Raw genomic sequence first — 16069 nt, 5'->3', positions numbered from 1 at the left:
CCGCCCTCCCCCTGCGGTCGTCGTGCTCGGTCAGCCGAGCGTCACCGCGTCGAGCGCGTCGACCATGCCGTCGCCGAAGAACGAGTTCTCCTCCGGCGTCCCGACGCACGTCGGACCCACGGGCGTCGTCCCGCAGGGCCGGTCGTCCGCCTGGTCGCGCACGGCCTGCTCGAGCTGGGCCGGCGTCCAGTCCGGGTGCGCGGACTTCATGAGCGCGAGCACGCCCGCGACGTGCGGCGACGCCATGGACGTGCCGCTCTTGGTGTCCCACGTGCCGTTCAGCTCGGTCGAGACGATGGCGCTGCCCGGGGCGGCGACGTCGATCTTGCCGAGGCCTCGGTTGGAGAAGGAGCTCAGGGCTCCGGTGCTCGTGACGGACGAGACCGTCACGACGCCGTCCGCCTCGGTCGGGATGTCCTCGCAGCCCGAGTTGATGGTGCGGTCCACGGCCGTCGAGTCGTTGGGGCTCGACGTGTCGCGGGTGTTGTTCGCCAGGTCCGTGGACGCGTTGCCGGCCGCCGCGGCGTGCACGGCGCCCCGGTCGGTGGAGAAGTCGATCGCGCGGCGCACGGCCTCCTTCACCGCGGCCTGGTCGGCCTGGTCCTCGCACCAGTACATGAACGGGTCGATGTAGTACGAGTTGTTGGTGACGTCCACGCCGTGCAGGCCCGCCCAGACGAAGCCGCAGACGGCGTACTCGGGGTAGATGAAGCCGTCGTCGTTGACGACCTTCACGGACGCCATCTTCACGCCCGGCGCGACGCCGACGATGCCCAGCCCGTTGTCGGCCGCCGCGATCGTCCCGGCCACGTGCGTGCCGTGGTCGGACGTCGTGGGCAGCCAGCCGGTGGCCGACGTGTCGGGGCGCCCCGCCGCGGTGCAGTTCACGGACGCCGCCGTGTCGACCTGCGTCGCGAGGTCGGGGTGCGTGACGTCGATGCCCGAGTCGAGGACGCCGACCAGCACGTCGGGCGAGCCCGGGTTGATCTCGATCGCCTGGTCGGCCTTGATCATCGCCATGTCCCACTGGGTGGCCTCGCCCGGGTCCGGGACGGCCGTCGTGCCGGCGCCGTCCTCGGTGCCGGCGCCGGGCTTCTTGGTGACCTTCGCCTTCCACGGGCCGCCCTTGGCCCCCGGGACCTCGTCGGCGACGGCGGGCGTGCCCTCGCTCACCGGGACGGTCCGGGTGACGCCGACGGACTCGACGGCGTGCCCGCGCGCGAGGCGCACCACGTCGGCGCGGAAGTCCGCGCGCGCCGCGTGCGCGACCACGACGCCGATCTCGGGCCACGACTGGACGACGACGCCGCCCGCCGCCTCGACGGCCCGCTCCGCGAGACGCGTCTGGCCGGGGTTCGCGTGCTTGGCGTTGACGACGTAGGAGAAGGTCTGGCCGTCGGGGGTGGTCACCGGGACCGGCGTGGACGGTGGCTCGGCCGCGGTGCCGCCGGCGACGGCGGCGCTGCCGGCACCGGCGATCAGGAGGGCCGTGGCGGCGCCGACGGCGACCAGACGCGCGCGATGGGTGGTGCGCAGGCTCATGGTGTCCCCTTCGAAGAGGTGCGGTCGCCTCGTTGCGACCGTCACCAGGTGACGGTAGAGCGCCCGGGCCCGGAGGGCCCGTCGAACGCACCACCGGGTCGCGTCGCGGGAGTTCCCTGACGTCCGGGTAACGCCCCGGTGAACCCGGATGAACACTGTCCGATCATCAGGAGACGCCGTTCAATTCGGCACTTTTGCGGCCTGTCGTGCCCCTAATCTCGAATCCCGTGACCAGCCCGGCACGCACCCGGTGGTCCTGCTTCTGCCGTGCAAAGTCCACGGCACCGCTTTCGCATTCTTGAGGAGGTCGTCGCATGACGGACGCTGTCGTGGTGGGCTCGGGATTCTTCGGCCTGACCGTTGCCGAGAGGCTCGCCGAACAGTACGGCGCGAACGTTCTCGTGATCGACCGGCGCCACCACGTCGGCGGCAACGCCTACAGCGCTCTGGAGCCCGAGACCGGCATCGAGGTCCACCAGTACGGCGCGCACCTGTTCCACACGTCGAACGAGCGGGTGTGGGAGTACGTCAACCGGTTCACGGCGTTCACGGGCTACGTGCACCGGGTGTACACGACGCACCGGGGCGAGGTGTTCCCGATGCCGATCAACCTGGGCACGATCAACCAGTTCTTCCGGTCGGCGCACGGCCCCGACACGGCGCGGGAGCTCATCGCCGAGCAGGCGGGCGAGCTCGCCGGCAAGGACCCCGAGAACCTCGACGAGCAGGGCGTGTCACTCATCGGGCGGCCGCTGTACGAGGCGTTCATCCGCGACTACACCGCCAAGCAGTGGCAGACCGACCCCACGGACCTCCCCGCGTCGATCATCAAGCGGCTCCCCGTGCGCTACACGTACGACAACCGCTACTTCAACGACACGCACGAGGGCCTGCCGGTGGACGGCTACACCGCCTGGCTCGAGCGGATGGCCGACCACCCGCGCATCGAGGTGCGGCTCGAGACGGACTTCTTCGACGAGGGGCAGCCGGTCAACAAGGCCGCGACCGTCGGCCAGGTGCCCGTCGTCTACACGGGCCCCGTCGACCGCTACTTCGAGTTCACCGAGGGTGAGCTGTCGTGGCGCACCCTGGACTTCGAGCAGGAGGTCCTGCCGGTCGGCGACTTCCAGGGCACCCCGGTCATGAACTACGCCGACCTGGACGTGCCCTATACGCGCATCCTCGAGTTCCGCCATTTCCACCCGGAACGCGAATACCAGCGCGAGAAGACCGTCGTCGTGCGGGAGTACTCCCGTTTTGCCGAGCGCGGCGACGAACCGTACTACCCGGTCAACACCTCGGCGGACCGCGACCGGCTGCAGCTGTATCGCAAGCACATGGAAGGCGAGAAGGACGTGTTCTTCGGCGGCCGCCTGGGTACCTACCAGTACCTCGACATGCACATGGCGATCGGGTCCGCCCTCTCCATGGTCGACAACAAGCTCGGCGCGGTGTTCGGGGGTGCGGCGTGACTCTCCTGGCGCAGCTCGAGACGGCCTCGGAGGCCGAGGTGTCCCGCCGCGTCGTGCACCAGGTGGTGCTGCCGCCGGACGCCGACCCGGACACGCTCCCGCTGTACGTGGACTTCACGATGGCGCGCGCCGCCGAGGAGGCGCACCCGGACGTCGCGCCCGCCGAGGCAGGAGCCGAGGTGCTGGGCCGCAGGTCGCTGCGCCTCGACCACGGCCGCGAGGCGTCGTTCGGCACCTACTTCGGCGCGTTCCCCGCCGGGTACTGGCGGCGCTGGACCGACGTCGCCGAGGTGCGGCTCAGCCTCCGCCTCTCGGGGCCCGCGACCGTCGCGGTGTACAAGTCGAACGCACGCGGAAACCCGCAGCGGGTGCGGTTGATCCACAGCGTGGACGGCGTCGTCGACGTCGACCTGACGCTCGCGTCCTTCGGCGACGGCGGCTGGTACTGGTTCGACCTGTACGCCTCCGACGGCGCCGTGACCCTCGAGTCCGCGGAGTGGAGCGTCGACGGGTCGTACGCGCGCAAGCACGGCACGGCCTCCATCGCGATCACCACGTTCAACCGCCCCGACTACTGCGTCGCGCAGCTGCACGCGCTCGGCGGCGACGAGGGCCTCCAGGACGTGGTGGACCGGATCTACGTGGTCGACCAGGGCAGCAGGCTCGTCCAGGACCAGCCCGACTTCGCCGAGGCCGCGGCGCGGCTCGGCGGCCGCCTGTCGCTCGTGCGCCAGGGGAACCTCGGGGGCTCCGGCGGCTTCTCGCGCGGCATGGCGGAGACGCTGCAGGCCGGCGAGTCCGACTACGTGCTGCTGCTCGACGACGACGTCGTCTCGGAGCCCGAGGGCATCGCCCGCGCGGTCGCCTTCGGCGACTTCGCCCGGACGCCCACGATCGTGGGCGGCCACATGTTCTCGATGTTCGAGAAGTCGTGCCTGCACACCTTCGGCGAGCGGGTCAACCGCTACTCGTTCTGGTGGGGCAAGATCGAGAACACGTTCGACCGGCACGACTTCTCGCTGCACCCCCTGCGCACGACCCCGTGGCTGCACCAACGCGTGGACGTCGACTACAACGGCTGGTGGATGTCGCTGATCCCGGTCGAGGCGCTGCGCACGGTGGGGCTGTCGCTCCCCGTGTTCATCAAGTGGGACGACGCCGAGTACAGCCTGCGCGCCACCGACCACGGCATCCCGACGGTCTCCCTCCCCGGGGCCGCGGTGTGGCACGTGCCGTGGGTCGACAAGGACGACGCGATCGACTGGCAGGCGTACTACCACCAGCGCAACCGGTGGCTCGCGGCCATGCTGCACTCGCCGTACCGCGGCGGTGGCGAGCTGCCCCGGGCGAGCTTCGTCGGCGACGTCAAGCACCTGCTGCAGCTGCAGTACTCGGCCGTCGAGCTGCGCCTGCGGGCCCTCGAGGACCTGCTCCAGGGCCCCGAGCACCTGCACGCGACGATCGGCTCCACGCTGCCCGAGGTGAGGGCGCTGCGGGCGCGGTTCCCCGACGCCGTGGTGGAGAAGGACCCGGGCGCTTTCCCGCTCACCAGGCGCCACCGCCCCTCCCGCCGGGGCAAGGTGCCGTCGGCTCCCGGAGGGAAGCCCCGCGCGGTCGCGTCGGCACTGACCGGGATGGCCAAGCAGCTGCGCGCCGTGCGGCCGGAGGCGCTCGAGGTGCCCGAGGAGAGGGTCTCGACCACGGCCGCCCGGTGGTGGCGGCTGTCGCACCTCGACTCCGCGGTCGTCACGTCGGCCGACGGCACGGGCGCCTCGATGTACGTCCGCGACCCGAGGAAGTTCCGCGCCTACCTGGTCCGCAGCCTGCGGCTGCACCGGCAGCTGCGCAGCCAGTGGGCGCCCCTGAGCCGGCGGTACCGGAAGGCCATGCCGTCGTTCACCTCGGTCGACGAGTGGCGCGCGACGTTCGACACCCACGGTGTCGACGATGACGAGTGAAGACACGATGCGGGCACCGCGCAGGCATCACGAGCAGGCAGGGACACAGCGCATGACGGATCCGGCGAAGAAGTACGACGTCGCCATCCTCGGATGGTGGTACGGCAAGAACTACGGTTCGATCCTCACCTACTACGGGCTCAACCGTGCCGTCGAGAGCCTCGGCCGCTCGGTCCTCATGGTGCACGAGCCGCTCGGCTACAACGGCTACCGGGTGCACTGGCCCACGGACATCGTCTCCATGGACTTCGCCCGTCGCGTCGGCTACGAGCACACCGAGCAGGAGCACTACTCCGCGCTGCCGCGCCTGAACGACGTCGCTCGCACCTTCGTCGTGGGCAGCGACCAGCTGTGGAACCCGCTGATCGGCCGGGTCAACGACGACCTGTTCCTGGACTTCGTCGCCCCGGAGAACCACCGGGTGGCCTACGGCACGTCGTTCGGGAACCGCGGCACCGACAAGTTCAAGGTGCCGTTCGTCGCCAAGCACGCCGCGAGCCTGCAGCAGTTCAAGGCGATCTCGGTGCGCGAGGAGTACGCGATCGACACCGCTCGGGACGTCTTCGGCGCCAAGGCGGCGCTCGTCGTCGACCCCGTCTTCCTGCTGCCCGAGGAGCACTACGCCGGCCTCGCCGACAAGGCGACGGTGGCTCCCGGGGGCGAGTACCTCGCGGTCTTCTACCTCGACCCCAACCCGGAGAAGGTGTCCGTCGCGCGGGCGATCGCCGACAAGCTGGGCTTCGACAAGATCCTGGTGATCCCCAACCCCGACGAGGGACGCGAGAAGGTGACGTCCCTGTTCGCGGACGAGCCGCGGGTCGAGGTCCTGTCGGAGGACGCCCCGGAGAACTTCCTGCGCGCCTACCGCGACGCCGGCTATGTCGTCACCGACAGCTACCACGGCTCCGCCTTCGCGGCGATCTTCGAGAAGCCCTTCTCGTCGATCTACAACACCAAGCGGGGCGCCGACCGGTTCAAGAACCTCATGGCGGCGATGGGCTTCGACGACCAGCGCCGCGTCCTGGAGACCGACACCGCCGAGACGATCACCGAGAACGAGTACGTCACCCGGGAGATCGACTTCACGAAGGCCCGCGAGTACATCGGGTCCGGCCGGGCCTCGTCGCTGGAATGGCTGAGGACGGCGCTGGACCCCGAGTCCGAGGGCTCCGCCGCGATCCGCCGCTTCCAGCGGTTCGCCCTGGACAACCCCGCGTTCACCGCCAGCAGCAAGGCCTGGCGCGTCTCGCGCAGGGCGCGCGGCACCCGGCTGAAGGTCGCCCGGGACGGCGCGGCGGTCGGCAACCATGCCTGGACCTCCCTGCCGGAGCCGCTGACGCCCGGCTCGGCGTACCAGCTGACGATCGACTGGACCCCCCGGACCGACGCGCCGGCCGTCAACCTCCACCTCCGCAACCCCGAGACCGGCCAGTTCCGCGCCGTCGGCAAGGTGAACGTCGCGCAGGGCTCGGGCACGGCGCGCCGAGACGCGGTCACGTTCACCGTGTCCGACCCGGGCTTCTCCGAGATCATGCTGGGCGCGCTGCACTTCACCGGCCGCAACGCGGGCGCCGAGGTGCGTGGCCTCGAGGTCGTGGAGGTGCCCGCAGCCGTCGCCGCCGCGGCACGGCGCAAGGCCTCGGGCAGGCCCCCTGCCAAGGGCTTCGCGGGTCAGGCCAGGGCGCTGGCGCTGGCGGACTACGAACGCCAGGTGCGGTCGTACGATCGCGCCCGGTCGGCCGACAGGATCTCCGGCGCCCGGGCGCGGATGATCTTCCACGCCCACGCGATCGAGAAGGGTCTGAGCCGGAGCAACTTCCGCGCGGGCTTCGGCAGGATCGCCGTCCCGGGGCTCGCCAAGGAGATGAACTCCTGGCTGGCGTCCGGGTTCAGCATCGACGACCCCTACCTGCAGAGCTCCGCGGCCGTGATGAAGACCTACTTCGAGCGGCACGCCGCGCTCCAGCACGACGTCTCCGCCTTCCGTCAGCTCTTCTCCGGCGCGGCGCAGGACCTCATCGACGCCACCCGGCACCACGAGGGCGGTGTGCTGCCCGCCGAGCAGACCCGCGAGATCCGCCTCGAGGCCGACGACTCGCGCGGCTTCCTCGACGTCGTCTACGGGCGGCGCAGCGTGCGGGAGTTCACCGACGAGCCCGTCAGCGACGCGGACGTCAGCAGGGCGGTGCAGATCGCGATGCAGTCGCCGTCGGTGTGCAACCGCCAGGCCGCCCGCGTGCACCAGTTCCAGGACCCCGAGGTCATCAGGTCGGTGCTGGACATCCAGGGCGGGTTCAACGGCTACGAGATGCCCCCGCGCCTGCTGCTGATCACCGCCGACCTCGACGCCTTCCTCTTCGCCCCCGAGCGCAACCAGCCGTTCGTGGACGGCGGGCTGTTCATGATGTCGCTGCTCCTCGGCCTGACCCAGGTGGGCCTGGGGTCGTGCTCGCTCAACACCGCGATGGGGAGCGCGAAGGACGCCGCGATCCGCAAGATCATCGACGTCCCCGACAACGAGGTGTTCATCTCCTTCGTCGCGGTCGGCCACTACGACCAGCAGGTCCTGGTGCCGCGGTCGAAGCGGACCCGCGTCGAGGACGTCATCGTCCGGCACGCCGCCGGCTGAGCGTGCCGGGGGCGGCCGCCCGCGGTCCGGAGCACGAGCGTCGCCGGAGGGCGCTGCCGGACTTTGCAACCCCTCGGCGCCTGTGGGATAACTCCGGCATGCCCTCCCCTCGCGCTGCGCTGGCCCGCACGTTCGCCAGGCTGCCCCCGGTCGCCCGCCGCGACGCCGAGATCCGCCAGCTCTCCAGCGTGGTCAGGAAGCGGTCGCGAGCTCTCGTCAAGCAGCGCGAGCGTGCCGCCGACCTCCAGGCCGAGATCGCCGACCTGCGGGCCCAGGTCCGCAGGGAGCAGGAGAAGGCTGCGGCCTCCGACAAGACGTCCCGAGAGCGTCTCGCGAGGCTCAAGGCTGCGGACCTCCGGATCTCGCGCGCCGCCGAGCCGACGTTCAGCACGCTGCTGGCTCAGCAGCGCGCTCTGTACGGTCGGCTGCGGGACTCGGGCGGCCATGCGCTCCACCCGATGTCACGCACCGAGTACAAGCTGCACAACATGGCGTTCGCCCAGAGCCACGGACTTCGGACCGCCCAGGTCTTCCAGGCGTGGGCCACCGTCGACGAGATCAGTCTCGACGCTCTCCCGGACGAGTTCGTGTTGAAGTCGGACGGCGGCTCCAGCGCGCACGCCGTCTTCCCGCTGCGCCGCGTCGACGGTTCGCTCACCAGGGTCGACACCGGTGCCCGAGTCTCGATCGACGACATCAAGGACCGGATCCGCGCCCTCGGCGACCGCGCGCGTGGGCCGTTCTTCGCCGAGACGCTCCTGGCGTCCGCCGAAGGGTCGCTCGTCCCGGACGACATCAAGGTCTACACCTTCTACGGGCAGCCGGGGCAGGTCCTCCTCATGCGGCCTGCGGGGACCCGTCGGCGTGACGCCGGACGCCGTTACCTCGACCCGGCCACCGGTGCCGACCTCGGCGAGGTCATCCCCGGGGCGACGTACAAGCCGGACATCCCCGTCCCCGATCGCCTGCCCGAGATCCTCGCGGCGGCGCGGCACCTCTCCCTGGCCTCGGGGTCGGACTTCTGTCGGTTCGACTTCTACGACACTCCCGACGGCATCCACTTCGGCGAGATCACGCCGGCCCCCGGCGACCCGCAGCAGTACCGTCTCGAGCACGACCTCTCACTGGGTGCCCGATGGCTCGACGCTCGCGTGCGGGTGCTCCAGGACGAGGCGGCCGGTCGGCCCCGCGGGCTCGTCTGGGGGACGCATCCCCACGAGTGGCACTACCCCTCGGGGTCGGAACCCGACGACATGGCGAACTGGCCACGCAGCGTCTCCACCTGTGACCAGTGGTGCGTGCGGATGTCGTGACGGCGGCCTGCGGGGGGCACCACGACGGCCCCCGGAGGGTGAGCTCGTTCCCACGGTGAGCGGGGCGGTCGCGGCGCGGCAGACCCTCAGGAGGAACGCCCGGTGCGCAGGGCGGCCTGCACGCCGTCGGTGACCTCGGGGGTGAGGGTGCGGGCGAACGTCGCGGTGAGGTGGCCGTGGTCGAAGTACGCCACGACGCCGCCGACCACGGGGTGGCAGACGTCGTCGTCGCACATGAGGTCGGTGACCTCTCGGACCGTCACCAGCCCGGAGTCGTCCGCGCGCCCGGCCGCGGCGAGGGGGTCCGGCTCGAGCGCCTGCGACGGCGGCGCCCCGCAGGCGTCCCAGGACACGGGCCCGGCGGCGAGGCAGTCGGGGACGCTGTCCGGCATCGCGGGGGTGTCGCGCAGCACGAGCACGGGGATGCCGGCGTCGGTGAAGGCGGCCAGCGTGTCGGCGTAGGCGTCCTGCGCGGCGTCGACCTGCTCGGCCTCCGGGACGTCCGCCAGGAGCTGGTTGGTGCGCGCCGACAGGACCACGAGGTCGTACCCGCCGTCGACGACCGAGTCGACCGCCCACCGCGTCGTGTCGAGGCAGCCCTGCGCGTCGTCCGCGGCCTCGTACTCCAGCAGCCGCTCGACGGGGTAGCACGACGACTGCAGGTACGTGTCGACCTGCCAGTCCCCCGCGCCCTCCCCCGCCTCCAGGGCGGGGGCCCAGTGGCCGGCGTGCGAGTTGCCGAGCAGCGCGACCCGCACGGGGGCGTCGTCGGAGCCGTACGTGCAGCTGTTCCGGGTCGTGAACGGCGGGTCGTTCCAGCAGTCGTCCGCGTAGACGGCCGGCTTGTCCTGCGCGGCCGCCTCCGGCGGCGTGAGCAGGCCCTGGACGTCACAGGACGGGTCGCGCACCGCGCCCGCGCCCGCGCACGCACCGGCGTCGGCGACCTGGGCGGGGGCGGACACGACCGCCTCGCGCACCCGCTCGTCGGAGGCCGACGCCGCCGAGACGCCCCAGACCGCGGAGACGGCCACGCACACCGCGAGCAGCCCGAACGTCGCCGCGCGGCGGCGCACCAGCACCGGCTGGCGGCGCAGCGGGTCCTCGACCCACCGCTTGGTCAGGGCGGCCAGCACCAGCGACGCCACCACGACGGCCACCAGCTCGACGCCGCCCAGCGCGCGGCCGAGCGCGTAGGGCACGACGACGATCAGCGGCCAGTGCCACAGGTACACGCTGTAGGAGACGTCGCCCAGCCACTGCACGGGGCGCCACGCGAGCAAGCCGCCGGGTCCGCCGCGGGCGCCGTCGGCCGCCGCCGCGATCACCAGGGCCGTGCCCACCGTCGGCAGAGCGGCCGCGACGCCGGGGAACGGCGTCGACCCGTCGAAGAGGACCACCGCCGCCACGACGGCCGCCAGCCCCGCCCACGCCGTCGCCGCCCGGGCCGGCGTCGGCAGCTGCCACGGCCGCACCGTCACCGCCGCGGCGACGAGCCCGCCCAGCGCGAGCTCCCAGAGCCGGGTCGTCGTGACGAAGTACGCCGCGGACGGGTTCGTCCCCGTCAGGTGCACCGACCACGCGAGCGACACGACGACGACCAGCCCGACGACCGCCGTCGGCAGCCACGCCGACAGCGACGCCGGCCGACCTGCGCCGCGCCGGCGCCAGCGCACCGCGACCCACACGGTGAGCCCGATCAGCACCGGCCACAGCACGTAGAACTGCTCCTCGACCGACAACGACCAGTAGTGCTGCACGGGGGACGCCAGCTCCTCGGCGGCCAGGTAGTCCGTGGCCGACCGCGCCAGCGCCCAGTTCTCGACGTACAGCGCCGCGGCCGCCACCTCCCGCGCCACGCGGGCGTGCACCGTCGACGGCAGCCACAGCAGCGTCGCCGCCAGCGTGGCCACGAGCACCACCGTCGCCGCGGGGATGAGGCGGCGCACCCGCCGTGCCCAGAACTCCAGCAGGTCGCCCACCCCGCGCACCGGCCGGCGCAGCAGGTGCGACGTGATGAGGAAGCCCGAGATGACGAAGAAGACGTCCACACCCACGTAGCCGCCCGTCACCGTGCCCGGCAGCAGGTGGTAGACCAGCACCGCGCTCACCGCCAGCGCACGCAGGCCCTGCACGTCGGTGCGGACCTCGGTGCGCGTCGACGTTCCCGCCGACGAGCCGGCGGGAACGGGAGGGGACAGGGTGGTCACGCAGCGCTCCAGGATCGGGTCGGTCCCGACGTGGCGGTTCGAGACGTGGCACTTCGAGACGTGGCAGTTCGAGACGTCGCAGCCCGACAGGCCGGCGCACACGTCCCGTGGGGACCGCCTCGGAGGATAGCCCGCCGACCGGTGACGGGCGCAGTCGAGCCCGGTCCCGGGCGCGCCGCGGGCCAGGCCTTCACGGCACGTCCCGGACGTCTCCACGCCATGTCCCGTCCACGGTCCCGCCTACCGCGAGCGGTTCGTCCGCTTGGCGATGCTTCCCGGCGCACGGGGCCGGAAGGGGGTACCCGGCGCCCCCGCGGAGGCGGGTATCCTCTCCAACGACATTCAGCCGTTCAGACGGCGTTCACCGGAGCTCCGCCCCCCGCGGTCCCCGGCGCACCTCACACACCGCCGTGGCCTGGTCCCGTTCGAGGATGCTTCCTCCCGGGCTCGACCACAGATCGAAAGGACCTGGGCCCCATGCCTCTCGACCTTGCCGTGATCGGCCTTGGTTATGTCGGACTTCCGCTTGCCCGGGAGGCGGTGCGTGCTGGCCTCCAGGTGCGCGGCTTCGACGTCACGACGCCGGTCGTGGACGCGCTCAACGAGGGCCGCTCGCACGTGGACGACATCTCGGACGCGGACGTGGCCTCGATGGTCGAGGCGGGGTTCCGCGCGACCGCCGACGTGGAGGACATCCGTGGCGCGGCGGCCGTCGTGATCTGCGTGCCGACGCCGTTGGGGCAGGACGGCGGGCCGGACCTGGGCGCGGTGATCGCGGCGACCCGCACGGTGGCGGGGGTGCTCGAGCCCGGCATGGTCGTGGTGCTGGAGTCGACGACGTACCCGGGCACCACGGAGGAGGTCCTCAAGCCGATCCTCGAGGAGGGCGGCCTGCGGTGCGGCGAGGACTTCCACCTGGCGTTCTCGCCCGAGCGGATCGACCCGGGCAACCCGACGTACGGCATGAAGAACACGCCGAAGGTCGTGGGCGGGCTGACCCCGGAGGCCACGGAGCGTGCCGCGGCGCTGTACTCGCGGTTCGTGGACACGGTGGTCGTCGCCAAGGGTGCGCGCGAGGCCGAGACGGCGAAGCTGCTCGAGAACACCTACCGGCACATCAACATCGCGCTGGTGAACGAGATGGCGCGGTTCTGCCACGAGCTGGGCATCGACCTGTGGGACGTCATCCGGCTGGCCAAGACCAAGCCGTTCGGGTTCCAGGCGTTCTACCCCGGCCCCGGGGTGGGCGGGCACTGCATCCCGATCGACCCGAACTACCTGAGCCACAACGTGCGCTCGCGCCTGGGCTACCCGTTCCGGTTCGTCGAGCTGGCGCAGGAGATCAACGCGACGATGCCGTCGTACGTGGTGCGGCGCGCGCAGGACATCCTCAACGAGGACGCGAAGGCGATGCGCGGCTCGCGGGTGCTGGTGCTGGGCGTGACGTACAAGCCGGACATCGCCGACCAACGGGAGTCGCCCGCGGTCGCGGTCGCCCGCGCGCTGGTGGCCCAGGGCGCCGACCTGGTGTTCCACGACCCGCACGTCGCGCAGTGGCACGTCAACGGTGAGGTCCTGGACCGGGTCGCGGACCTCGACACGGCCATCCTCGACGCGGACCTGGTCATCCTGGTGCAGAACCACAGCGCCTACGATGTCGATGTACTGGCGGAGAAGTCGGTGCGCTTCTTCGACACGAAGGGCGCGACGACCCACCCCGACGCCATCCGGCTCTGACCGGCGGGCCGGAACGGACCGGCGCCGAACACCTGACGTCGAAGGAGCCCCATGCGCGCCCGAAGCCTCACGGCCCTCTCAGCGATCGCCGTGGCAGCCGTCGTGGGCGTCGTCGCCGCCCTCCTGGGCAGCGACGACGTCGCGCTGGCGGTCCTCGTCGCGCTGGTCGGCGGGGTCGCGGCGGTCGCGGTGCTGACCTACCGGCGGGCCGGGGTGACAGCCGCTCGCGCGCAGGCTGCCGAGCACCAGCTTCGTGAGCTCCGCAAGGAGCTTGCGCGCGAGCGCAAGGTCGCCGTGTCGGCGACCGAGCAGCTCCGTCGCCACGTGGCACGCACCGACACGTCGGTCGCGCGGTGGCGTTCCGACCTCGAGGCGACGGTGCGCGCCGACGTCGTGCCGCCGCTGGGCGAGGTCTCCGCCAGGCTCGACGGTCTGGACGGCGACGTCAGGCACCTCCGGCGACGGGTCGAGAACGTCCGAGGCCTCGTCCATGCGGCGCGGCCGGGCACCCTGCTCACCCAGATGCAGGCGCTCGACCAGCTCCGGGCCAAGTTCGACGTCTCCGGCCCGCTCCCGGACGTCGGGGGCTGGGCCCTCGATCCCACCGCGCTCGTCTGGCTCGTCGACGAGATCGAGCGTCGGCGTCCGGAGCACGTCGTCGAGTGCGGGAGCGGGACCTCCACCTTCTGGATCGCCATGGCCCTGCGCCAGAACGGCCGCGGCCGGGTCACCGCGCTCGACCACCTGGAGGGGTACGCCGCGCGAACCAGGTCCTCCCTCGAGCGGCACGGACTGTCCGACGTGGCCGAGGTCCGTCACGCACCGCTGGTGGCGACGTCGACCCCGCGCGGCGAGTTCCCCTGGTACGACGTCGACCCCGCGACCCTCGGGGCGATCGACCTGCTCGTCGTCGACGGCCCGCCCGAGGCGACCGGCCAACTCGCCCGCTATCCCGCGCTCCCTGTGCTGCACGGGGCGCTGCTCCCCGACTCTCACGTCCTGGTCGACGACGTGCACCGCGAGGACGAGAGGAAGGCGATCGAGCACTGGCTCGAGGAGCTGCCCCGCCTCCGGCGCGCCGAATACAGGAACGATGTCTCCGAGGTGCTGACCTATGAGTAACCTCGGCTGCCCGCCCGCCCCCTGCACGAAAGCCTTCGAATGACCGTCGACTCGCGCGCCGTCCCGGACGTCTCGGCCTCCGCCGAGACCTCCGGCGCTGCTCCGCGCGCCACGCGCTTCCGCCCCGACGTGGAGGGACTCCGCGCGATCGCGATCGGGAGCGTGCTGCTCTACCACGCCGGGATCGTCTTCATCCCCGGCGGCTTCATCGGCGTGGACGTCTTCTTCGTCATCTCCGGCTTCCTCATCACGGGCCAGCTCGTGCGCGAGCTGGAGCGGAGCGGCCGGGTGTCGATGATCCGCTTCTACGCCCGCCGAGCCCGACGGCTCCTGCCCGCCGCGGCGCTCGTCCTGGCGGTCACCGCCGCCCTGGTGTTCTTCGTGGGCAGCATCGTCGACCGCAGGGTCTTCGGCGGCGACATCGTCGCGGCCGCCGCCTACGTGGAGAACTGGCGTCTCGCCGGTCGCGCCGTCGACTACCTGGCGGAGGGCGTCAGCGTCTCGCCGGTGCAGCACTTCTGGTCGCTGTCCGTCGAGGAGCAGTTCTACATCGTCTGGCCGCTCCTGCTCGTCGTCGTGGCCTTCCTGGCGCGGCGGTTCCACTGGCCCGCGCGGATCGTGATGGCCGCCGGCCTGTGCCTGATCGTGGTCCCGTCGTTCCTCTGGTCCGTCCTGATGTCGACCGAGAGCCCGGCCAACGCGTTCTTCGTGACCACGACCCGGCTCTGGGAGCTCGGGATCGGCGGCCTCGTGGCCGTCGGCGTCGCGATCTGGCCCCGCGTGCCGCGAGCCGTCGCCCTGGTCCTCGGCTGGGGCGGCATCGCGGCCATCGTCGCCGGCGCGCTGCTCCTCGACGAGACGGCCGTCTGGCCCGGCTCCCTGGCGCTCGTCCCGGTCCTCGGCACCGCGGCCGTGATCATCGCCGGGGCGAGCAGCTCGGCCCCCGGGTTCCTCGGCAACAAGCTCATGGTGTGGCTCGGCGGCCTGTCCTACTCGCTGTACCTCTGGCACTGGCCGCTGCTCATCGCCGCCACCTGGGTGTGGGGCGAGCTCGGCCAGAAGCGCGGGCTGCTCATCGTGCTGCTCGCCGTCATCCCCGCATGGCTGTCGTACAAGCTCGTCGAGAACCCCGTGCGACGGATCGCCCAGGAGCGCTGGTCGCCCCGGATGACCCTCTCGGTCGGGCTCAACCTGACCGCCATCACCGTGATCGCCGGGCTCCTCCTCATGAGCGGCACCCCCACGAGCGCCCCGGCGAACGCCAGCGTCGAGGGCAAGGGCGCGCAGAGCCTCGAGATGAAGGACGGCGAGGCCACCGGGATCCCCAACCCGGACTCGGTCGAGAGCTTCACCCCGCTCCCCCAGGACGCCGCCGCCGACAAGCCCGACGCCTACGACCGCGGCTGCCAGGTGGACCAGAAGGTCGCCGTCCCCAAGCCCTGCGCCTACGGCGACCGGGAGGGCAAGACGCACCTGATGCTCCTCGGCGACTCCAAGGCCCTCCAGTGGATCGACGCGCTCGACCCGATCGCGAAGGACCACGGCTGGAAGCTCGACGTCGCCACCAAGAGCGCGTGCGGCTTCTCGAGCGCGCAGATCAACGACGGGCAGGGCGACCCCTACGTGAGCTGCACGCAGTACAACGAGGCGCTGCTGCAGATGGTGCTCGACGAGAAGCCCGACGCGGTCATGGTCTCGCAGACCACGAGCTACTCCTACGACAGCGCGGGCGAGCGGACACAGGACGCGATGGTCGACGCCCTCGAGTCCACGTGGAAGACGCTCGAGGACGCCGGGATCGACGTGATCGCGATCGCGGACAACCCCGACCCGGTCGATCTCCCGGCCGGCGACGGGGAGGTCTACAAGTGTGTCGCCGAGTACATGGACTCCCTGTCCAGCTGCGCCTTCTCCAAGGAGGCCGGGCTCGACAAGAGCGGCACCCCGGCGATGCTGGCGACGGCCGACCTCATGCCGTCGGTCGACGTCGTCAACATGAACGACCTGGTCTGCACCGACGTCTGCCCGCCGGTGATCGGTGACATCCTCGCCTACCGGCAGGGTTCGCACCTCTCCCGCACCTACGTGA

The 16069-nt window shown here is 71.7% G+C and carries 9 protein-coding genes; 7 read left to right on the top strand and 2 right to left on the bottom strand.

What is annotated here, in order from left to right:
- Positions 1–30: 30 nt before the first annotated feature.
- A complete protein-coding gene (locus tag ACFWEK_RS08725) occupies positions 31–1542 on the bottom strand; it encodes a S8 family serine peptidase (RefSeq protein ID WP_430553793.1) in 1512 nt (503 codons plus the stop codon).
- 314 nt (positions 1543–1856) lie between these two features.
- On the opposite strand from ACFWEK_RS08725, the gene glf reads away from it, so the two are divergent.
- From glf to ACFWEK_RS08705, 4 genes are all read left to right on the top strand, one after another.
- On the top strand, positions 1857–3014 hold the full coding sequence (gene glf, locus ACFWEK_RS08720; protein ID WP_430546693.1) for a UDP-galactopyranose mutase: 1158 nt from the start codon (positions 1857–1859) through the stop codon (positions 3012–3014).
- Positions 3011–4972: a glycosyltransferase gene (locus ACFWEK_RS08715; RefSeq protein WP_430546694.1), complete on the top strand. Its 1962-nt coding sequence runs from the start codon at positions 3011–3013 to the stop codon at positions 4970–4972. The genes glf and ACFWEK_RS08715 overlap by 4 nt, the downstream gene beginning before the upstream one ends.
- Positions 4973–5024: 52 nt before the next feature.
- On the top strand, positions 5025–7601 hold the full coding sequence (locus ACFWEK_RS08710) for a polysaccharide pyruvyl transferase family protein (protein ID WP_430553792.1): 2577 nt from the start codon (positions 5025–5027) through the stop codon (positions 7599–7601).
- 98 nt (positions 7602–7699) lie between these two features.
- Positions 7700–8914: an ATP-grasp fold amidoligase family protein gene (locus tag ACFWEK_RS08705; RefSeq protein WP_430553791.1), complete on the top strand. Its 1215-nt coding sequence runs from the start codon at positions 7700–7702 to the stop codon at positions 8912–8914.
- A gap of 86 nt (positions 8915–9000) precedes the next feature.
- Here ACFWEK_RS08705 and ACFWEK_RS08700 read toward each other — a convergent pair whose 3' ends face one another.
- Complete coding sequence (locus ACFWEK_RS08700) at positions 9001–11121, bottom strand: acyltransferase family protein (protein WP_430553790.1); 2121 nt, start codon at positions 11119–11121, stop codon at positions 9001–9003.
- A gap of 477 nt (positions 11122–11598) precedes the next feature.
- Here ACFWEK_RS08700 and ACFWEK_RS08695 point away from each other — a divergent pair, with 477 nt between their 5' ends.
- The 3 genes from ACFWEK_RS08695 to ACFWEK_RS08685 all read left to right on the top strand — a co-directional run.
- Complete coding sequence (locus ACFWEK_RS08695) at positions 11599–12858, top strand: nucleotide sugar dehydrogenase (RefSeq protein WP_430546698.1); 1260 nt, start codon at positions 11599–11601, stop codon at positions 12856–12858.
- A 51-nt stretch (positions 12859–12909) separates the two neighbouring features.
- A complete protein-coding gene (locus ACFWEK_RS08690; protein WP_430553789.1) occupies positions 12910–13980 on the top strand; it encodes a class I SAM-dependent methyltransferase in 1071 nt (356 codons plus the stop codon).
- A gap of 39 nt (positions 13981–14019) precedes the next feature.
- Positions 14020–16069: acyltransferase family protein (locus ACFWEK_RS08685; protein WP_430553788.1), on the top strand; the 2050-nt coding region annotated here is incomplete at its 3' end.

Origin of the sequence: Isoptericola sp. NPDC060257 (assembly GCF_042726645.1) — a bacterium.
Taxonomy (GTDB): domain Bacteria; phylum Actinomycetota; class Actinomycetes; order Actinomycetales; family Cellulomonadaceae; genus Isoptericola; species Isoptericola nanjingensis.
This window is presented reverse-complemented; position numbering and strand designations above follow the sequence as displayed.